General features: G+C 72.6%; 18 protein-coding genes. 11 read left to right on the top strand and 7 right to left on the bottom strand.

Annotation, left to right across the window (positions count from 1 at the left end; translation table 11 throughout):
- Positions 1 to 3 precede the first annotated feature (3 nt).
- The 5 genes from ACZ6AQ_RS16535 to ACZ6AQ_RS16515 all read left to right on the top strand — a co-directional run bounded on the left by ACZ6AQ_RS16535 (position 4) and on the right by ACZ6AQ_RS16515 (position 4,638).
- The gene (locus ACZ6AQ_RS16535) at positions 4 to 693 is read left to right on the top strand and encodes a glycerophosphodiester phosphodiesterase (RefSeq protein WP_468760411.1); all 690 of its coding nucleotides are present in this window, start codon (positions 4 to 6) and stop codon (positions 691 to 693) included.
- Positions 694 to 713: 20 nt separating this feature from the next.
- Positions 714 to 1,499, top strand: coding sequence for an SAM-dependent methyltransferase (locus ACZ6AQ_RS16530; RefSeq protein ID WP_468760470.1), 786 nt, complete (start codon positions 714 to 716; stop codon positions 1,497 to 1,499).
- Positions 1,499 to 2,656: a sensor histidine kinase gene (locus ACZ6AQ_RS16525; RefSeq protein ID WP_468760410.1), complete on the top strand. Its 1,158-nt coding sequence runs from the start codon at positions 1,499 to 1,501 to the stop codon at positions 2,654 to 2,656. The genes ACZ6AQ_RS16530 and ACZ6AQ_RS16525 overlap by 1 nt, the downstream gene beginning before the upstream one ends.
- A complete protein-coding gene (locus ACZ6AQ_RS16520) occupies positions 2,653 to 3,363 on the top strand; it encodes a response regulator transcription factor (protein ID WP_468760409.1) in 711 nt (236 codons plus the stop codon). The genes ACZ6AQ_RS16525 and ACZ6AQ_RS16520 overlap by 4 nt, the downstream gene beginning before the upstream one ends.
- A gap of 99 nt (positions 3,364 to 3,462) precedes the next feature.
- Positions 3,463 to 4,638, top strand: a complete 1,176-nt coding sequence (locus ACZ6AQ_RS16515; RefSeq protein ID WP_468760408.1) for a serine hydrolase domain-containing protein — start codon at positions 3,463 to 3,465, stop codon at positions 4,636 to 4,638.
- Between the two features lie 30 nt (positions 4,639 to 4,668).
- Here the strand turns inward: ACZ6AQ_RS16515 and ACZ6AQ_RS16510 are convergent, their stop codons facing one another.
- Positions 4,669 to 5,214 (bottom strand): hypothetical protein, encoded by a 546-nt coding sequence (locus ACZ6AQ_RS16510; protein ID WP_468760407.1) that lies wholly within the window; start codon positions 5,212 to 5,214, stop codon positions 4,669 to 4,671.
- Positions 5,215 to 5,359: 145 nt separating this feature from the next.
- Here ACZ6AQ_RS16510 and ACZ6AQ_RS16505 point away from each other — a divergent pair, with 145 nt between their 5' ends.
- Together ACZ6AQ_RS16505 and ACZ6AQ_RS16500 are read left to right on the top strand one after the other, a co-directional pair.
- Positions 5,360 to 6,013: a DNA/RNA non-specific endonuclease gene (locus tag ACZ6AQ_RS16505; RefSeq protein ID WP_468760406.1), complete on the top strand. Its 654-nt coding sequence runs from the start codon at positions 5,360 to 5,362 to the stop codon at positions 6,011 to 6,013.
- Between the two features lie 16 nt (positions 6,014 to 6,029).
- Positions 6,030 to 6,521, top strand: coding sequence for a hypothetical protein (locus ACZ6AQ_RS16500; protein WP_468760405.1), 492 nt, complete (start codon positions 6,030 to 6,032; stop codon positions 6,519 to 6,521).
- 63 nt (positions 6,522 to 6,584) lie between these two features.
- On the opposite strand, the gene ACZ6AQ_RS16495 is transcribed toward ACZ6AQ_RS16500, so the two are convergent.
- Positions 6,585 to 7,775 carry an ABC transporter substrate-binding protein gene (locus ACZ6AQ_RS16495; RefSeq protein ID WP_468760404.1) on the bottom strand — a complete coding sequence of 397 codons (1,191 nt, stop codon included), beginning with the start codon at positions 7,773 to 7,775 and terminating at the stop codon, positions 6,585 to 6,587.
- A 117-nt stretch (positions 7,776 to 7,892) separates the two neighbouring features.
- The gene (locus ACZ6AQ_RS16490) at positions 7,893 to 9,329 is read right to left on the bottom strand and encodes a gamma-aminobutyraldehyde dehydrogenase (RefSeq protein ID WP_468760403.1); all 1,437 of its coding nucleotides are present in this window, start codon (positions 9,327 to 9,329) and stop codon (positions 7,893 to 7,895) included.
- A gap of 191 nt (positions 9,330 to 9,520) precedes the next feature.
- Between ACZ6AQ_RS16490 and ACZ6AQ_RS16485 the strand changes: the two genes are divergently transcribed.
- The 4 genes from ACZ6AQ_RS16485 to ACZ6AQ_RS16470 all read left to right on the top strand — a co-directional run bounded on the left by ACZ6AQ_RS16485 (position 9,521) and on the right by ACZ6AQ_RS16470 (position 13,485).
- Positions 9,521 to 10,027, top strand: coding sequence for an Lrp/AsnC family transcriptional regulator (locus ACZ6AQ_RS16485; protein WP_468760402.1), 507 nt, complete (start codon positions 9,521 to 9,523; stop codon positions 10,025 to 10,027).
- Positions 10,012 to 11,391, top strand: coding sequence for an aspartate aminotransferase family protein (locus tag ACZ6AQ_RS16480; RefSeq protein ID WP_468760401.1), 1,380 nt, complete (start codon positions 10,012 to 10,014; stop codon positions 11,389 to 11,391). Before ACZ6AQ_RS16485 ends, ACZ6AQ_RS16480 begins: the two co-directional genes overlap by 16 nt.
- Positions 11,392 to 11,623: 232 nt before the next feature.
- On the top strand, positions 11,624 to 12,352 hold the full coding sequence (locus tag ACZ6AQ_RS16475) for an ABC transporter ATP-binding protein (RefSeq protein ID WP_468760400.1): 729 nt from the start codon (positions 11,624 to 11,626) through the stop codon (positions 12,350 to 12,352).
- Entirely contained in the window at positions 12,334 to 13,485 is a 1,152-nt protein-coding gene (locus ACZ6AQ_RS16470; RefSeq protein ID WP_468760399.1) for a hypothetical protein, read from the top strand. Before ACZ6AQ_RS16475 ends, ACZ6AQ_RS16470 begins: the two co-directional genes overlap by 19 nt.
- A 40-nt stretch (positions 13,486 to 13,525) precedes the next feature.
- On the opposite strand, the gene ACZ6AQ_RS16465 is transcribed toward ACZ6AQ_RS16470, so the two are convergent.
- The 4 genes from ACZ6AQ_RS16465 to ACZ6AQ_RS16450 all read right to left on the bottom strand — a co-directional run bounded on the left by ACZ6AQ_RS16465 (position 13,526) and on the right by ACZ6AQ_RS16450 (position 18,069).
- Entirely contained in the window at positions 13,526 to 14,173 is a 648-nt protein-coding gene (locus ACZ6AQ_RS16465; protein WP_468760398.1) for a dihydrofolate reductase family protein, read from the bottom strand.
- 106 nt (positions 14,174 to 14,279) lie between these two features.
- The gene (locus tag ACZ6AQ_RS16460) at positions 14,280 to 15,308 is read right to left on the bottom strand and encodes an ABC transporter ATP-binding protein (protein WP_468760397.1); all 1,029 of its coding nucleotides are present in this window, start codon (positions 15,306 to 15,308) and stop codon (positions 14,280 to 14,282) included.
- Complete coding sequence (locus tag ACZ6AQ_RS16455; protein ID WP_468760469.1) at positions 15,308 to 16,921, bottom strand: ABC transporter permease; 1,614 nt, start codon at positions 16,919 to 16,921, stop codon at positions 15,308 to 15,310. Before ACZ6AQ_RS16455 ends, ACZ6AQ_RS16460 begins: the two co-directional genes overlap by 1 nt.
- Before the next feature lie 56 nt (positions 16,922 to 16,977).
- Positions 16,978 to 18,069, bottom strand: a complete 1,092-nt coding sequence (locus tag ACZ6AQ_RS16450) for a thiamine ABC transporter substrate-binding protein (RefSeq protein ID WP_468760396.1) — start codon at positions 18,067 to 18,069, stop codon at positions 16,978 to 16,980.
- Between the last annotated feature and the right edge of the window lie 131 nt (positions 18,070 to 18,200).

Below are 18,200 nucleotides of genomic sequence, written 5' to 3'. Positions count from 1 at the left end.
CCCATGCGATCCGTCACTGTCGTAGGCCACCGCGGCGACCCGTACCGCGCCCGTGAGAACACGCTGCGTTCGATCGTCTCGGCGATCGAATGGGGGGCGGACGCGGTCGAGGTCGACGTCCGGCTGACGCGGGACGGGGTGCCCGTCCTCCTCCACGACGACACCCTGAAGCGCCTCTGGGGCCTGGACCGGGCGCTCTCCGCGCTCTCGTACGCGCAGGTGGAGGAGGCGACGGCGGGCGGGGTGCCGACCCTGCGGGAGGCGCTGCTCGCCGCCGGGGACCACCGGCTGATGCTGGACCTGCCGGGCGGGAACGAGGAATCGGTCCGGAAGATCGTCGGCACGGTCCACGAGTGCGGCGCCGGGGAGCGGGTGTACTACTGCGCGGGCACCGTCGCCATGCTCCAGGTGCGGGCCGCCGATCCGGCCGCCGAGATCGCCCTGACCTGGACCTCGCTCGCCCCGCCCCGCCCCGTGCTCCTCGACGCCGTGCGCCCGCGCTGGCTGAACTACCGGTTCGGACTGGTGAGTCGGGAGCTGAGCGAGCGGGTGCACCGGGACGGCCTGCTCGTCTCCGCCTGGACGGCGGACACGAGACGCACCATGCGTAAGCTGATCAAGAACGGGGTGGACGCGATCACCACGAACCGCGTCGACGCCCTCGCCTCCGTCCTGCGAAAGGCCCCCGCGTGAACGACCGCGCACACCAGAGCGTGAACGACCGCATCCGCACCGACATCGCCCACAACGCCCGGGTGTGGAACTACTGGCTGGGCGGAAAGGACAACTACCCGGTGGACCGCGCGGTCGGCGCGCAGGTCACCGGCTTCTACCCGAGCATCGGCGAAGTGGCGCGCGCGGACCGGGCGTTCCTCGGCCGGGCGGTGACCCACCTGGCGGCCGGGGAGGGCGTCCGCCAGTTCCTGGACATCGGCACCGGCCTGCCGACCGCCGACAACACCCACGAGGTGGCGCAGCGGGCCGCCCCGGACGCCCGGATCGTCTACGTCGACAACGACCCGATCGTCCTCACCCACGCCCGCGCGCTCCTGACCAGCGCGCCGGAGGGCGTCACCGAGTACGTCGACGCCGACGCGCACGACCCGGCGGGCATCCTGGAGGCGGCGTCGGCCACCCTGGACCTCTCCCGTCCGGTCGCGGTGATGATGCTCGGCATCCTCAACTTCGTCCTGGACACCGACGAGGCCCGGTCGATCGTGCGGACCCTGATGGCCGCCGTCCCCTCCGGCAGCTTCCTGGTGCTCACCCACCCCACCCTGGAGCCGGAGCTGGGCGGCGAGGGGAACGAGGCCGCGATGGCCTTCTGGAACGAGAACGCGACCCCGCCGATCACCGCCCGCACCCGGGAGGAGTTCACCTCGTTCTTCGAGGGCCTCGACCTGCTGGAGCCGGGCGTCGTCTCCTGCTCGCGCTGGCGGTCCTCCTCGCAGGAGACGCACGTGGTGGCGCAGTTCGGCGCGGTGGGCCGCAAGCCGTAATGGGCATACGGGGGGACGTGCGCGGCGGGTGGGAACGGGCGCGGACCTGGGGCGCGGCGAACCCGTGGGCGGTGGACGCCGGGATCGCGCTCCTGGTCCAGGCGGCGGTGACGATGCCGTTCGTGGTGCCGCGCCCGCCCGGCCTCGCGCCGGCGACCTGGCCGGCGTACGGGCTGATGACGCTCACCGTGCTGCCGCTGGTCTGGCGCAGACGGGCACCGATGACCGTGCTGCTCGCGATCCTGGCGGCGAGCGGCCTGTACCGGTTCGCCGTGGAGGGCCCGGGTCAGCCGCTGCCGTACACCGGCCTGGTCGGCGTCTACACGGTCGCCGCACTCTCGCCCGCGTGGCAGCGGTTCGTGACGATGGGGCTCCTGGCGGTCGCGGTACCGGTCTCGGTGTGGCTCAACACCCGGTCGGCGCGCGAACTGACCTTCTCCCTCTTCGTGTTCGGCGCCGCCTATGTCTTCGGGCGGCTCACGGACGCCCGGCAGCGGGCGCAGCGGGTGGAGGCCGAGCGGGCGGCCGCGCGGGAACGAGCCAGGATCGCGCGGGAGATGCACGACGTCCTGTCGCACGCGGTGAGCCTGATGGTGGTGCAGGCGGAGGCGGGCCCGGTGGCGGTGCGGACGGCGCCGGAGCGCGCCGAGGCCGCGTTCGAGGCGATCTCGGAGACGGGCCGCGACGCGATGGACCAGTTGCGGCGGATGCTGGGGGTGCTGCGCGAGGGCGGCGAGACGGCGGCCCCCCGCGAACCGCAGCCGGACATCGCCGGGATTCCCGCCCTCGTGGAGCGGGTGCGGGCAGGCGGTCTGACCGTCCGGTACACGACGGAGGGCGGGGTGCGGTCGCTGCCTGCGGCGACCGGGGCGAGCGTCCACCGGATCGTGCAGGAGGCGCTGACGAACGTCGTCAAGCACGCGCGGGCCCGCACGGCCGAGGTCGGACTGGTCCACGCGGACGGCGTCCTGCGGATCACGGTCACCGACGACGGGCGCGGCCCGCGGCCGGGCCCCGGCGGACACGGCCTGCTGGGCATCCGGGAGCGGGCGGCCGCCCACGGCGGTACGGCGGTGACGGGTCCGGGCCCGGACGGCAGGGGATTCGAGGTGCGGGTGCTGCTCCCCGTGCCGATGGCGGAGGGGGCGGGATCATGACGGTCCGGGTGGTGGTCGCGGACGACCAGGAACTGGTCCGCAGCGGTTTCGCGATGATCCTGGACGCGCAGCCGGACATCGAGGTGGTGGCGGAGGCCGGGGACGGGGCGGAGGCCGTCGAGGCGGTCCGCCGCCACTCCCCCGACGTGGCGCTGCTGGACATCCGGATGCCCCGGACGGACGGCATCGAGGCGTGCCGGACGATCTGCGCGGAGTCCGGCTGCCGGACGGTGATGCTCACGACCTTCGACACCGACGCGTACGTGTACGAGGCGCTGCACGCGGGCGCGAGCGGCTTCCTCCTCAAGGACGTGCGGCGCGACGACCTGGTGCACGCGGTCCGGGTGGTGGCGGCGGGCGACTCGCTGCTCGCGCCGTCGGTGGCCCGGCGGCTGGTGGAGCAGTACACGGCGGGCCCGCGCCGGACGGCCGGGCCCGACCCGCGCCTCGGCGTGCTGACGGCCCGGGAGCGCGAGACCCTACTGCTGCTCGCCCGGGGCCTGTCGAACGCGGAGATCGCGGCGGAGCTGGTGGTCAGCGACCACACGGTGAAGACCCACGTGGGCAACGTGCTGGCGAAACTCGGGCTGCGGGACCGCGTCCAGGCGGTGATCTGCGCGTACGAGACGGGCCTGGTCGCGGCGGGCTCTCCCCCGCCCGGGGGAGGCGCGGGCGCCGGTTCCTCCCCCGTGCCGGGGAGGAACTGACCCCGCGGAGACCGCCGGTGCGGGCGATCCGCCGGCCGCCCCCGGTCAGCAGGATGGAGCCATCGAGAACGACGGCCCCCACCTACGGAGTTGACCGCCATGCGCACACCCGCCCGCACCCTGCTCGCCGCCGCCCTGGTCCTGGGCGTCACCGCCGGACCGGCGCTCGTCCCGGCCGTGGCCTCGGCTCCGGCCGCGACCGCGCGACACGCGCCGGACGCCGGCCTGGCGAAGGCCATGTCGGCGGCGATCGCGGGGCTCCCCCGCGCCGACGCGACGGCCGCGCTCGTCCGGGTCGGGGGCACGGGGGGTTCCTGGCAGGGGAGTTCGGGCGTCCACGACCTGGAGTCCGGCGCCCCGGCGGACCCGGCCGCTCGTTTCCGGGCCGGTTCGGTGACGAAGGTGTTCACCGCGGCGACCGTCCTCCAGCTCGCCGCCGAGCACCGGATCGACCTGGACCGCCCGGCCCGCGCGTACCTGCCGGGCCTGATCCCCGCCCGTTACGCCGGGGTGACGGTGCGCCAGCTCCTGAACCACACCCACGGCATCCCGGCTCCCGACGTCCGGGGCGAGACGGTGGAGGAGTGGTACGAACAGCGCTTCGTCATCCACGACCCGGAGGAACAGGTCCGTTCGGCGACGGCGAAGCCGCGCGAGTTCCGGCCGGGCACCCGGCAGCACTACCTCAACATCGGGTACACGATCGCCGGCCTGATCGTGGAGCGGGTGACGGGCGACTCGTACGAGCGCCAGGTGGAGCGGCGGATCCTGCGCCCGCTCGGCCTCCGGGACACGTACCTCCCGGGCCCGGCCGCCGGGATCGTCGGTCCGTACAACCACGGGTACCAGACGATGCGGCTGGACGACGGCACGACCGGACTCCGCGACGTCTCGGTGTGGGGGACGACGGACGGCTGGGCGGCCGGGGACCTCGTCTCGACCACGGCGGACCTGGAGCGCTTCACCCGGGCGCTGTTCGCGGGCCGGGTGGTGCGCGGACCGCTCCTGGAGGAGATGTTCACGCTGCCGGGGGTGCCGGACGTGAGGACCGGCGCCCCGGCGGCGCACTCGGCGGGCCTGTCGGTGAAGCGGCTCGGGGGGCGCGAGGTGTGGGGCAAGACCGGGGGCCGCTGGGGGTACAACGCGGCGATCGCCTCGACCCGGGACGGCTCCCGGACCCTCGTCTACAGCGTCAACTCCACGGACGCCAAGGGCCAGGACGCGAACCGGACGGCGCTGAACGTGATGGTGGCGGCGTACGGCCTGCCGGACTGACCCCGGCACCCGCCCGGGTCGTGCCCGTCGTCAGACGGCGGGTACGGCCCCGGGGACCGCCGCCTCCGCCGTGGCGGCCTCCAGCCGCTTGATCATCCGGCGTACGTGGAGCAGCGGCAGGATGCCGACGACGCCGAACGACATGTCGATGACCGACCACCAGAAGGGGATGTCCCGGATCGGCCCGCAGATCAGGGCGAGCGGGATGATGCCGACGCAGGCGATCATGCCGAACTCGACGACCCAGACGTTGCGGACGGGGTCGCGGTACGGGCCGTGGAAGGCGACCGCGATGACGAGGTGCGCGAAGGCGAGCCAGTCGGTGCCGTAGAGCAGGTACGGCGCCTGTGCGTCGGCGGTCGCGAGCCCCTCGCGGACCCGGTGGATCCACTCGGCGAGACCGGGGAACAGGTCGGCCACGGGCGAGGCCCAGCCGGTCAGGGCGGAGTCGAGGAGCCGCAGTTCGGTGACGAGCGGGAAGGCGGTGGCCCCGCTCAGGACCAGGCAGACGACGAAGACGATCAGCCAGGCGCGGATGTGCGTGAGAAGGGCTCTCGGCCCGTTCGTGTCGCTCATGGGCACAGCGTACGCCACTCTTGAACGCGTTCAGAAACCGGGATTGAGGGCACGCCCGTCGGATCGACGCACAGGCCGCAGGCTCTCGGCCCGGTCGATTTCGCGCAGTTCACCGGCGATGCCCCGTGACGGCCCGAAGCCGCAGGTGGACATCGCGAGAATCCTCCGGCAGCCCGTCAACCATGCGACACGGGTGCGGGGTTCCCTTGACCAGACCACTGTGGCCATCGCTGCGGCGCTCACTCCGACCGACGTACAGCCCGTCGTCCAGCAGGCCGCCGGAGGCCCCTCGGACGGTGGCGACGGGAGCGACGACCGCTCCAGGAGCAACAGGTGCGGCACCGGTACCGCCTTCGACGGTCCCCACAGGGTCTGCCTTCCGCGGAGGGAGCAGGCCGGCGAGTACGTCGCGTCAGGTGCTTACGCGAGCCCGACGGCGACCGACTGCACGCCGCCCCCGCGGCCTTCGCTGGGCTTCGCGCTCCCCGGACTGAGGACTCTGCCGTCGGACAATCGAGCACGAGGGCACCTCATCGGTTACGCGACGGGCGGTTCGAACCGGGAGACGCGAAACCTCGTCCCGATGTACCGGACCGCCAACCAGGCGATGGACGACCACGGCGAGGCACCCATCGTGGAGTCGATCAAGAAGGGCGGCACGCAATTCGTCGAGGTGACACCGATCCACGGGAACAGGAACTCGGTGATCCCGACCAAGGTGAGGGTCATGTCGTGGGGCACGATGAACGTCAGATGCGCGTCCGAGAACACTGCTGCCGCAGGGGATAAGCGCTGGTGACGGAAAGGCGACAGAAATGCAACCGGACACGCGCGCACTGCGCGACGCCCTGGGCCCGTCCCCCTGGCCGGAGGAACTGAACCTGAGCCAGGTGGAGCACGATTGGCACGTCGAGCTCCCCGGCGACCTGAAGGCGGTGGCGGGCCTCTACGGAGACACCCTGATCGACGACTTCCTGTTCGTCTACGGCCCGCGCACGATGAGGGAGAAGGGGGAGTGGATGAGTCGGTACGTCAGCGAGAAGAACTCTCGGACGATCGTGGATCCCGTGCTCCCGTCCGCGGGAGGCATGCTCTACTGGGGCCACACCGTGGAGGGCGACCAGCTGTTCCTGGTGCCGGGTTCCGACGGTGGCGGGGCGTGGACCGTCTCCGCGTTCCGGCGTGGGTGGGCGGATTGGCATGTGACCGATCTCGACGTCGTCTCCTGGCTCACCGGCGTTTTCCGTGGCGAGATCGAGACCGACTGGCTGCCCGAGTGGCCCGCTCGGCACACGTTCGAGCACTGACGCGTCCGAGCGCTGACACGGAACCGGGCGAGATGCGGTGGCCCGCACCGTATCTCGCCCGGCTCACAGCCCCACGATCGAGTTCCACCGCTTCGCGAACTCCTGGCGCTCCTCGGCCGTGACGTCCCGGGCGATCGCGAGCCGGCCGCGCATGTCGGCGTCCGGGAAGATCAGCGGGTCCTCGGCGAGCGCCGCGAGTTCCTCGTCGTCGGAGTCCGCGAGGACGTCCCGCGCGGCCGGAACCGGGCAGACGTAGTTGACCCAGGCGGCGAGGGCGGCGGCGACCTCGGGCTCGTAGTAGTGGTCGACCAGCTTCTCCGCGTTGGTCTTGTGCCGGGCGAGGTTGGGCACCATGAGGGACTCGGACCAGAGTTCGGCGCCCTCCTCCGGGACGACGAACTCGATGTCCGGGTTGTCGGCCCGGAGCTGGACGGTGTCCCCGGAGTACGCCTGGCAGGCCAGGACGTCGCCGGAGGAGAGGTCCTTGATGTAGTCGTTGCCGGTGAAGCGGCGGATGTGCTTGGCGCGGACGAGCCGTTCGACCCGCTCGCACAGGGCGTGGAAGTCGTCGCCGGTCCACCGGGTCACGTCGACGCCCTCGCCCATCATGAGCAGGGCGAAGGACTCGTCGAGGCCGGACAGCAGGGTGACCTTCCCGCGCAGGTCGTCGGCCCACAGCTCCTTCACCGAGCGCAGCTCCCGGCCCAGCTTCCGGCGGTTGTACGCGATGCCGGTGATGCCGGACTGCCAGGGGACGGTGTGCAGTCGGCCGGGGTCGAAGGCGGGCGAGCGCAGCTGCGGGTCGAGGTGGGCCGTGACGTTCGGCTGGGCGGCGCGGTCCATCTTCTGGACCCAGCCGAGACGGACGAAGCGGGCGGCCATCCAGTCGCTGAGGACGATCAGGTCGCGGCCGGTCTCCTGGTGGTTCATCAGGGAGGGGCCGATCCGGCCGAAGAACTCGTCGTTGTCGTTGATCTCCTCGGTGTAGCGGACGGACGTCCCGGTCCGCTCGCGGAAGGCGTCCAGGGTGGGGCGGCGGGACGGGTCGTCCTCGTCGGTGTCGATGTAGAGCGGCCAGTTGGCGAAGTCGAGGACCCGGTCGCGGGCCGAGAGGTCCCGGGCGGCGGCCCGGTCCCCCTCCTCCACGAAGGCGGCGGGCACCCCGCACCCGGCGAGCAGGGCGGCGGCCCCGGCACCTCCGACGCCGCGCAGCAGGGACCGGCGGGACGTGTTCTTCCTGGCTGTCGCTCTCATCCGGGCAGCATCCCGGCCGGTCGCCTCCTCCGGCAATGGACGCAGCGTCCGGACGGCACGGCGCGGCCCCGACACCCTGTCGAGCGGGGTGCCGGGGCCGCGGGGGCCGGGGCGGAATCAGCCCAGGGAGGTCATGACGTGCTTGATGCGCGTGTAGTCCTCGAAGCCGTACGCGGAGAGGTCCTTGCCGTAGCCGGACTTCTTGAAGCCGCCGTGGGGCATCTCGGCGACCAGCGGGATGTGGGTGTTGATCCACACGCAGCCGAAGTCGAGGGCCTTGGACATGCGCATCGCGCGGGCGTGGTCCTTGGTCCAGACGGAGGAGGCGAGGGCGTACTCGACGCCGTTGGCGTACTCCAGGGCCTGCGCCTCGTCCGTGAAGGGCTGGACGGTGATGACCGGGCCGAAGACCTCGTTCTGGATGATCTCGTCGTCCTGCTTGAGCCCAGAGACGACGGTCGGGGCGTAGAAGTAGCCCTTGTCGCCGACGCGGTGGCCGCCGGCCTCGACCTTGGCGTGGGCCGGGAGGCGGTCGACGAAGCCGGAGACCTGCTGGAGCTGGTTGGCGTTGTTCAGCGGGCCGTACAGCACGTCCTCGTCGTCCGGCTGCCCGGTCTTCGTCTCGCTCGCGGCCTTGGCGAGGGCGGCCACGAACTCGTCGTGGATGGACTCGTGGACCAGGACGCGGGTGGCGGCCGTGCAGTCCTGGCCGGCGTTGAAGAAGCCGGCCATGGAGATGTCCTCGACGGCCTTCTCGATGTCGGTGTCCTCGAAGACGACGACGGGGGCCTTGCCGCCCAGCTCCAGGTGGACGCGCTTGACGTCCTTGGCGGCCGACTCGGCGACCTGCATGCCGGCGCGCACGGAGCCGGTGATGGAGGCCATGGCGGGGGTGGGGTGCTCGACCATCGCGCGGCCGGTGTCGCGGTCGCCGCAGACGACGTTGAAGACGCCCTTGGGGACGATCCGCCCGATGATCTCGGCCATCAGGACGGTCGACGCGGGGGTCGTGTCCGAGGGCTTGAGGACGACGGTGTTGCCCGCGGCGAGAGCCGGGGCGAACTTCCAGACGGCCATCATCATCGGGTAGTTCCACGGCGCGACCTGGGCGCAGACGCCGACGGGCTCGCGGCGGACGATGGAGGTCAGGCCCTCCATGTACTCGCCGGCCGAGCGGCCCTCCAGGAGGCGGGCGGCACCCGCGAAGAAGCGGATCTGGTCCACCATCGGCGGGATCTCCTCGCTCGCGACGAGGGCGGTGGGCTTGCCGGTGTTCTCGACCTCGGCGGCGATCAGGTCCTCGGCGCGCTCCTCGAAGGCGTCCGCGATCTTCAGGAGCACCCTCTGGCGTTCGGCGGGGGTGCTGTCGCGCCACGCGGGGAAGGCGGCCGCGGCGGCCTCCATGGCGGCGTCGACGTCGGCCTGGCCGGAGAGCGGGGAGGTGGCGTACACCTCGCCGGTGGCCGGGTTGATCACGTCGATCGTGCGGCCGTCGGCCGCGTCGCGGAACTCCCCGTTGATGTAGTTACGCAGCCGGCGCAGCTCGGTGGTCACTTGCCACCCCTCCTGTCACGTTCTGACGTCGCACGTCCCTGTGCGGCCGTCCCGATGGGTGAGACACCCCAGCCTAATCGGTCGACCGACGCTTTCAACAGGCCCGACCCTCCACAACTTCGGATTCAGCACCATCGGAGCCCTCGGACAACGAATTACATCGCTCCGGGGTTGCAAGACCGACAGTCTCGGTGCACAGTGAAGGTGTGGCCAGTCGAAGCGCAGACTCCAGAACCGGAACCGGTTCGTCCCCGACGATCGACGCCGTCTCCCTGGCGATCATCGAACAGCTCCAGGAGGACGGCCGCCGTCCCTACGCGGCGATCGGCAAGGCCGTCGGCCTCTCCGAGGCGGCCGTGCGACAGCGCGTCCAGAAGCTGCTCGACCAGGGCGTCATGCAGATCGTCGCCGTCACCGACCCGCTCACCGTGGGTTTCCGACGGCAGGCGATGGTCGGCATCAACGTCGAGGGTGACCTCGATCCGGTTGCGGAAGCGCTGACGGCCATGGCCGAATGCGAGTACGTGGTGATGACCGCGGGCTCCTTCGACCTGATGGTGGAGGTCGTCTGCGAGGACGACGACCACCTGCTGGATGTGATCAACAAGCGCATCCGCACCCTCCCCGGCGTGCGCTCCACCGAGAGCTTCGTCTACCTCAAGCTCAAGAAGCAGACCTATATGTGGGGAACCCGATAGCCGTGAGCAAGGACCTCTCCAAGACCGCGTACGACCACCTGTGGATGCACTTCACCCGCATGTCCTCGTACGAGAACTCGCCCGTTCCCACCATCGTGCGTGGTGAGGGCACCTACATCTTCGACGACAAGGGCAAGCGCTACCTCGACGGTCTCGCGGGCCTCTTCGTGGTCAACGCCGGACACGGCCGCAAGGAGCTGGCCGAGGTCGCCTACAAGCAGGCCCAGGAGCTCGCGTTCTTCCCCGTGTGGTCGTACGCGCACCCCAAGGCCGTCGAGCTGGCCGAGCGCCTCGCGGACTACGCCCCGGGCGACCTGAACAAGGTCTTCTTCACCACCGGTGGCGGAGAGGCCGTCGAGACCGCCTGGAAGCTCGCCAAGCAGTACTTCAAGCTCCAGGGCAAGCACACCAAGTACAAGGTCATCTCGCGCGCGGTCGCCTACCACGGCACCCCGCAGGGCGCCCTGTCCATCACCGGCCTGCCGGCCCTGAAGGCCCCCTTCGAGCCGCTGGTCCCCGGCGCGCACAAGGTGGCGAACACCAACATCTACCGCGCCCCGATCCACGGCGACGACCCCGAGGCGTTCGGCCGCTGGGCCGCCGACCAGATCGAGCAGCAGATCCTCTTCGAGGGCCCCGACACCGTCGCCGCCGTCTTCCTGGAGCCGGTGCAGAACGCCGGCGGCTGCTTCCCGCCGCCGCCCGGCTACTTCCAGCGGGTCCGCGAGATCTGCGACCAGTACGACGTGCTGCTCGTCTCCGACGAGACGATCTGCGCCTTCGGCCGCCTGGGCACCATGTTCGCCTGTGACAAGTTCGGCTACGTCCCGGACATGATCACCTGCGCCAAGGGCATGACCTCGGGCTACTCCCCGATCGGCGCCTGCATCGTCTCCGACCGCATCGCCGAGCCGTTCTACAAGGGCGACAACACCTTCCTCCACGGCTACACCTTCGGTGGCCACCCGGTGTCGTCGGCGGTGGCCATCGCCAACCTCGACATCTTCGACAAGGAGGGCCTCAACCAGCACGTCCTGGACAACGAGGACGCCTTCTTCTCGACGCTGAAGAAGCTGCACGACCTGCCGATCGTCGGCGACGTGCGCGGCAACGGCTTCTTCTACGGCATCGAACTCGTCAAGGACAAGGCCACCAAGGAGTCCTTCACGGACGAGGAGACCGAGCGCGTCCTGTACGGCTTCCTCTCCAAGGCGCTGTTCGACAACGGCCTGTACTGCCGTGCCGACGACCGCGGCGACCCGGTCATCCAGCTGGCCCCGCCGCTCATCGCCGACCAGGACACCTTCGACGAGATCGAGGGCATCCTGCGCTCGGTGCTCACCGAGGCGTGGACCAAGCTCTGACCGAGCCGGCGCCCCCCGCGGAGCCTCACGCCGCCCTCACGGCGTGACACCACGGCCCGGGTCGCCTCCATCCGAGTGGATGGAGGCGACCCGGGCCGTGTGCTGTCCGTACGAACCGGTCGGAAATAATTACGGTGCCGAGTGACCGACAGGCCCGTCCTTCGTTCCTCCGTCCGGGGGAGCCTCCCCCGGACGGTGGACACAGACCGGATTCGACATCGAGGTGTACGCGATGGCCCCACCGGACGACGACGTGCTCTGGGCGCGTTCCCTGCACTGCGACCTGGACGGCACCGAGGTGCTCAGCGGCGTCTCCCTCGGTGTCCGCGAGGGCGAGATCCTGGCCCTGACCGGTCCACGCGGCAGCGGCAAGACCACCCTCCTGTGCTGCCTCTCCGGCCGGCTCGTCGCCCAGCGGGGCGAGGTCTGGTTCAACGGCGGCCCCGTGCACACCCTGAGCCCCGCCCGGCGCGAACGGCTCCGCCGCGAGAGCTTCGGCTGGATCGGCCCGGAGGCCGGTCTCGTCCCCGAACTCACCGGGTGGGAGAACGCCGCCCTGCCGCTGCTGCTGCGCGGCACCCCCCGCCGGGCCGCGAAGACCGCCGCGCTGGAATGGCTGGACCGGCTCGACGCCGGGGCCTGCGCCCGCAGGCGCCCGGGAGCCCTCACCCGGTCCCAGCGCCAGCGGATCGCGGTCGCCCGCGCCCTCGCCGCCGCTCCCCCGGTCCTCTTCGCCGACGAGCCCACCGCCGCCCTGCACCGCGCCGACGGCGCCCAGGTCCTGCGCACCCTGACGGCCGCCGCCCGCTCCCACGGCATCACCGTGCTCCTCGCCACCCACGACGAGGAGGTCGCGGCGCTCGCGGACCGCGCGGTCGCGCTCCTCGACGGGCGCAGGACCGGCACCGTACCCCCGGAATCAGGGGCGGAGGGCGTCACCACGTGCTCGCTCTCCGTCTAGCCCGCGGGGCCCACCCCCTCGTCCTGGCCCGCCGGCTCCTCGTCGTCGCCGCCTCCGCCGGGGTGGGTCTCCTCCTGCTCTGCACCCTCGGACACGCCGTCGGCCACCCGGACCTGGCCCCGGCCTCGACGGTCCGGCTGCTGTGGTGCGCCCTGCCGCTCGCCGCCGCCGTCCAGTTCGCCGTCGCCGTGGCCCGCGCCGATCCCGGCACCCGGCCGCGTCCCGGCCTCTCGGCGATCGGCCTCGGACCGGCCCGGCTCGCCGCGCTCGCCGCCGTCTCGACCGCCCTCGCCTGCGCGCTGGGCTCCGCCGTCGCGCTCCTCGCCTATCTGCACCTGCGCGGCGGCCTGACGGGGCTGCCCCTCGACGGGGCCGCCGCCGGCCTGCTCGCCGCCGACCGGCCGGTCCCGCTCGCCGCCGCCCTCACCCTCCTCGCGGTCCTCCCGGTCGCCGCCGGCGCGGCCACCGCCCTGGCCCTGCGCCCCCGGACCGCGCCCGCGCGGCCGGAGGGCACGGAACGGCCGGTCCCGTCCGGACTGCCGTGGGGCGTCGCCCTGGTCGCGATCGGCCTCGCCGTCGAGACGTACGCGGGCCGGAGCGGCGGCGGGGAAGCCCTTCCCCTGCCGGGCCGCTTCGACGGCAGCCCGGCGGGCGTCCTGGCCGGCTGGGTCCTCACCGCGATCGGCCTCGCGACGGCGGGCCCCGGCCTCGTCCACTGCTGCGGCCGCCTCCTCCAGGCGGTCCGGCCCGGCGCCGTCCGGCTGCTCGCGGGGCGCGTCCTCATGGAGGAGGCCCACCGCGTCGGCCGGCCGCTCGGCGTGGTCTGCGCGGTGCTCTCCGGGCTGCTCGCGGCGGCCACGCTGTACGGGCCGGACGAGGGTTCCGGCGCCTTCGGGCCGCTCACGGGCCTGGGCGCCACCCTGGTCCTGGCCTGCACCTTCGCCACGCTCCTGACGGCGGCCCTGGAGTCCCGGCAGCACCGCGCCCCCGTCGCCGAGGCCCTCCTCCGCGCCGGTGCCCCGCCCGGGGCCCTGCGCACGACGGCCCTCCTGCGCGCGGGCGCCCTGCTCGCCGTCTTCCTGCCGCTGACGTGGGCGGTGGCGGAGCTGGCGGTCCTGCCCCTGAAGGGGTGACCCGACGGCTCCGCCGGGGCCCCGGGCGCGGGCGTCCGGGTCACTTCCGCCAGAACAGGTGGTGCGTGACCGTGCCGCCGGGGCTGGGCACGACATCGCGGTGGTAGCGGTCGAGGAGTTCGTCGGGCGATTCCCAGAGCCGTGATCCGGCTCCGAGTTCCACCGGCGAGACCGCGACGTGCAGGGTGTCGACGAGGCCGGCGTCGAGGAACTCGCGGACGGTGGCGGCCCCGCCGCCGAGCCGCACGTCCTTGCCGTCCGCCGCCTCCCGCGCCGTCGCGAGGGCGGTGGCCGGATCGGCGTCGAGGAAGTGGAACGTGGTGGCGCCGAGCGTGAACGAGGGGCGCGGGTGGTGGGTCAGGACGAACACCGGCGTGCGGAACGGCGGCTCGTCGCCCCACCAGCCGCGCCACTCGTGGTCCCGCCAGGGCCCGCGCTGGGGGCCGAACTTGTTGCGGCCCATGATCTCGGCGCCGATGTTCCGCCCGTAGTCCCGCGTCAGGTAGTCGTCGAGGCCCCGGCTGCCGCCGGGGTCGGTGCGCCGGGGCCAGCTCGCCGTGGCACCCGCCCAGGCGAACATCGCCTCCGGATCGGCGTGCCCGAAGGGCCGTTCGAGGCTCTGTCCCTCTCCGGCGCCGTATCCGTCGGACGAGACGTTGAAGTTCTGGACTCTGAGCAGCTGGGCCATGGGGTTCCTCCCGTGCGGACGGCGGAGACGCCGTACGTGACCGTACGCGGTCGTACGTACGGGAGACTCCGCCGGCGGGCGGAACTCATCGCGCCCCCGGTGCTCGTCACGTCGTGTCGTCGCCGAGCACCACCACGTCCTCCGGCCGGAAGGCGATCCCGGTCCCCGTTCCCGCCTCCGGCGCGTCCCGCAGCGGGAGCTCGGCCTCCAGGACCGGGCCGTCCGCCGGCCGGAGCCGTACGACGACCTGGCTGCCCCGGAAGGTACGGGACTCCACCGTCCAGTCCGGCGCCGCCCCGGCGGGGACCAGCCGCACCCCGCCGGGGCGGACGAGGAGCCGCCGTTCGCCCTGCGGGGAGCCGCCCGGCACGGGGATCCTCCCCCAGGCGGTGTCCGCGACCGCCCCGGTCACCCGGGCCGGCACCACGTTGTCGAAGCCGAGGAAACGGGCGACGAACTCGGAGGCCGGGCGGCTCCACACCTCGACGGGCGCCCCGGACTGGGCGATCCGCCCGTCCCGCATGACCACGACCCGGTCGGCGAGCGCGAACGCCTCGCCCTGGTCGTGGGTGACGGCGAGGACCGTCGTCCCGAGCCGCCCGAAGAGCTGCCGCAGCTCCACGACGAGCCGTTCCCGCAGGCCCCGGTCGAGCTGGCCGAGGGGTTCGTCGAGCATGAGCAGCCGGGGCCGGGGCGCGAGGGCCCGGGCCAGCGCGACCCGCTGCTGTTCGCCGCCGGAGAGCGCGGCGACGGACCGCCGCCCGGCGCCCGGCAGGCCGACGAGGTCGAGCAGCTCCCCCACCCGCTCGGCCCGCTCGGCCTTCCCCGTGCCGCGCATCCGGAGGCCGAAGGCGACGTTCCCGGCCACGTCCCGCTGCGGGAAGAGCTGGTGGTCCTGGAACATGAGCCCGACGCCCCGCCGGTGCGTGGGCACCCCGCTCTGGTCGGCGCCGTCGAGGAGCACCCGGCCGGCGTCGAGCGGCTGGAGGCCCGCGACGGCCCGCAGCAGGGTGGACTTGCCGCTGCCGCTGGGGCCGAGCACGCACACGGTCTCGTGGTCGGCGACCTCCAGGTCCACGGCGTCCAGGACGGCCCGCGCCCCGAACCGTACGGTCGCCCCGTCGAGTCGCAGCATCAGAACTCCCCGGAGGTCCGGTCGGTACGGAGCCGTTCGAGCAGCAGCAGGGACACCGCGCACACCACCATCAGGATCGTCGAGAGGGCCATGGCCTGGCCGTAGTTGAGCTCGCCGGGCCGGCCGAGCAGCCGGGCCACCGCGACCGGCAGCGTCGGGCTGTCGGGCCGGGCGATGAACACGGTCGCGCCGAACTCGCCGAGGGACACCGCGAACGCGAACCCGGCCGCGACGAGCAGCGCCCGGCGCACCAGCGGCAGGTCCACCTCCCGCCAGGCCCGCCACGGCGGGGCGCCGAGCACGGCCGCCGCCTCCCGCAGCCGTTCGTCGACCGCGCGCAGGACCGGCAGCATCGTCCGGACGACGAAGGGGACGCCGACGAGGGCCTGCGCGAGGGGCACGAGGATCCAGCTCGCCCGCAGGTCGAACGGCGGCTCGTCGAGGGTGATGAGGAAGCCGAAGCCGACGGTGACGGCGGAGACCCCGAGCGGCAGCATGAGCAGCGCGTCGAAGCCCCGGACGAGTCCGCCCGCCCGTCGGGTGAGCGCCGCCGCCGCGAGGCCGCCGATCACCACGGCGAGGGCGGTGGCGGCCGCCGCGTACCGCAGCGAGTTCCCGATCGCCTCCAGCGGCGGCACCAGGAAGGTCCCGTTCTCGTCGAGCGAGCCGAGCGCCCGGTAGTAGCCGAGCCCGTATCCTCCGGGGCCGGCGAACGACCGCTCCACGAGGACGCCGAGCGGCAGCAGGATCAGCAGGGCCACCGAGACGAGGACGCCGCCGAGCAGCGCCCACTGCCCGGCGCCGCGCGGCCTGCGCGCGGTCCGCTCCGGCGGCACGAGCCGCAGCGCGGTCTCCCGCCGCCGGGCCGTCCGGGCGTGCAGGGCGAGGATCGCGCCGACCGCCGCAAACTGCACGAGGGTGAGGACGGCGGCCGTCGGCAGGTCGAGCAGCCGGGCGGTCTGCCGGTAGATCTCCGCCTCCAGGGTCGTGTACGCGTCCCCGCCGAGGATCTGCACGACGCCGAAGGAGGTGAAGGTGAAGAGGAAGACCATCAGGGCGGCGGCCGACACGGCCGGGACGAGCGCGGGCAGCGTCACCGTCCGCCAGGCCGTGGAGCGGGAGGCGCCGAGGACCCGGGCGGCCTCCTCCTGGCGCGGGTCGAGCTGGGCCCAGAGACCGCCGACGGTCCGGACGACGACCGCGTAGTTGAAGAAGACGTGGGCGAGGAGGATCGCCCACACGCCGGTGTCGAGCCGCAGCCCCCACAGTTCGTCCGTGAGCCCGTTCCGGCCGGCCAGGGCCAGGAACGCCGTGCCGACCAGGACGGTGGGCAGCACGAACGGCACCGTGACCACGGCCCGCAGGACGTTCTTGCCGGGGAAGTCGAGGCGGGCGAAGACGTACGCGCCGGGCAGGGCGACGAGCAGGGTGAGGCCGGTGGAGGCGAGGGCCTGCCAGACGGTGAAACCGAGGACGTCGAGGATGTCCGGCCGGGTCAGCGTCTCGCCGATCCGGCCGAACCGCCAGGTCCCGCCGGGCCGCAGCCCCCGGTCCACGATGGACGCGACGGGCCACGCGAAGAAGACCGCGAAGAACGCGACGGGCAGGGCCATGAGCCCGAGCCGCGTCACGTTCCCGCGTACGTCCTTCCTGGTCACCGGGGGCCTGGTTACCGGACGGTCGAGGACCACTGCTGGATCCACGCGTCGCGCTTCTCGGCGATCTTCCCGGGCGCCATGGTCTCCGGCTTCTCCACGACCACGCCGTGCTCGGTGAACAGCTCCGGCAGGGCCGCGTCCTTCGCCACGGGGTTGACGAACATCTGGAGCGGCATGTCCTCCTGGAACGTCTTGGAGATCAGGAAGTCGATCAGCGCCTTGCCGCCCTCGGGGTTCTTCGCCCCGTTCAGCAGGCCCGCGAACTCGGTCTGCCGGAAGCAGGTGCCGGTGGAGACCCCGGTGGGAGCCTCCTTCGGCCGGGGCTCGGCGTACAGCACCTCGACCGGCGGGCTGGAGGCGTACGAGACGACCAGCGGCCGGTCGCCCTTGGCCTTCCTGCCGCCGGCCGAGCCGGAGAACTCCTGGTTGTAGGCGAGCTCCCAGCTGTCGACGGTCTTCACGCCGTTGGCCCTGAGCTTCTTCCAGTAGCCCTGCCAGCCGTCGTCGCCGTACTTCGCGGCCGTGCCGAGGAGGAAGCCGAGGCCCGGGGAGGACCGCTCGGGGTTCTCGACCACGAGCAGGTCCCTGTACTCCGGCTTCGCCAGGTCGTCGAAGGTCACCGGCGGCGCCAGCTTCCTGTCGGCGAAGTACTTCTTGTCGTAGTTGACGCAGATGTCGCCGGAGTCGACCGGCGTGACCCGGTTCTCCTTGTCGAGCCGGTACTCCGCCGGGACCCGGTCCAGGCCCTTCGCCTCGTACGGCACGAAGATGCCGTTGTCGAGGGCGCGGGAGAGCAGGGTGTTGTCGACGCCGAAGAAGACGTCGCCCTGCGGGGAGCCCTTGGTCAGGATCTCCTTGTTGACGGCCTCGCCCGCGTCCCCGGCCTTGAGGACCTTGACGGTGAAACCGGTCCGCTTCGTGAACTCGGCCAGGACCTCCTTGGAGGCGTTGAACGAGTCGTGGCTCACGAGGGTCACGGTCTTCGGCGCGGGCGTGCCGGTCCTGCCCGCGGCCTCACGGGCGTCGCCGGTGCCGCAGGCGGCGAGGGCGGTGACGCCGAGCGCCGCGAGGAGCGCGGCGGCGGCCTGCTTCCTGATGCTCACTGATTTTCCTCCTGGGTGGGACCAGGAAGAGACGCGGCCCTGCCCGCGGCCGGCGGACCGGACGCGGGCAGGGCGCAACAGCTTGAGTTAACGACCGAACTCCCTACCCAGAATGACCTGGGCGAGGTTCA

The organism is Streptomyces sp. NPDC041191 (genome assembly GCF_055591945.1).
This window is presented reverse-complemented; position numbering and strand designations above follow the sequence as displayed.

Excerpts from the sequence above, each read along its gene's own strand:
- ACZ6AQ_RS16535 (WP_468760411.1), top strand. The coding sequence starts at position 4 with ATGCGATCCGTCACTGTCGTAGGCCACCGCGGCGACCCGTACCGCGCC.
- ACZ6AQ_RS16525 (WP_468760410.1), top strand. The coding sequence starts at position 1,499 with ATGGGCATACGGGGGGACGTGCGCGGCGGGTGGGAACGGGCGCGGACC.
- ACZ6AQ_RS16520 (WP_468760409.1), top strand. The coding sequence starts at position 2,653 with ATGACGGTCCGGGTGGTGGTCGCGGACGACCAGGAACTGGTCCGCAGC.
- ACZ6AQ_RS16515 (WP_468760408.1), top strand. The coding sequence starts at position 3,463 with ATGCGCACACCCGCCCGCACCCTGCTCGCCGCCGCCCTGGTCCTGGGC.
- ACZ6AQ_RS16510 (WP_468760407.1), bottom strand. The coding sequence starts at position 5,214 with ATGAGCGACACGAACGGGCCGAGAGCCCTTCTCACGCACATCCGCGCC.
- ACZ6AQ_RS16500 (WP_468760405.1), top strand. The coding sequence starts at position 6,030 with ATGCAACCGGACACGCGCGCACTGCGCGACGCCCTGGGCCCGTCCCCC.
- ACZ6AQ_RS16495 (WP_468760404.1), bottom strand. The coding sequence starts at position 7,775 with ATGAGAGCGACAGCCAGGAAGAACACGTCCCGCCGGTCCCTGCTGCGC.
- ACZ6AQ_RS16475 (WP_468760400.1), top strand. The coding sequence starts at position 11,624 with ATGGCCCCACCGGACGACGACGTGCTCTGGGCGCGTTCCCTGCACTGC.
- ACZ6AQ_RS16465 (WP_468760398.1), bottom strand. The coding sequence starts at position 14,173 with ATGGCCCAGCTGCTCAGAGTCCAGAACTTCAACGTCTCGTCCGACGGA.
- ACZ6AQ_RS16460 (WP_468760397.1), bottom strand. The coding sequence starts at position 15,308 with ATGCTGCGACTCGACGGGGCGACCGTACGGTTCGGGGCGCGGGCCGTC.
- ACZ6AQ_RS16455 (WP_468760469.1), bottom strand. The coding sequence starts at position 16,921 with ATGGCCCTGCCCGTCGCGTTCTTCGCGGTCTTCTTCGCGTGGCCCGTC.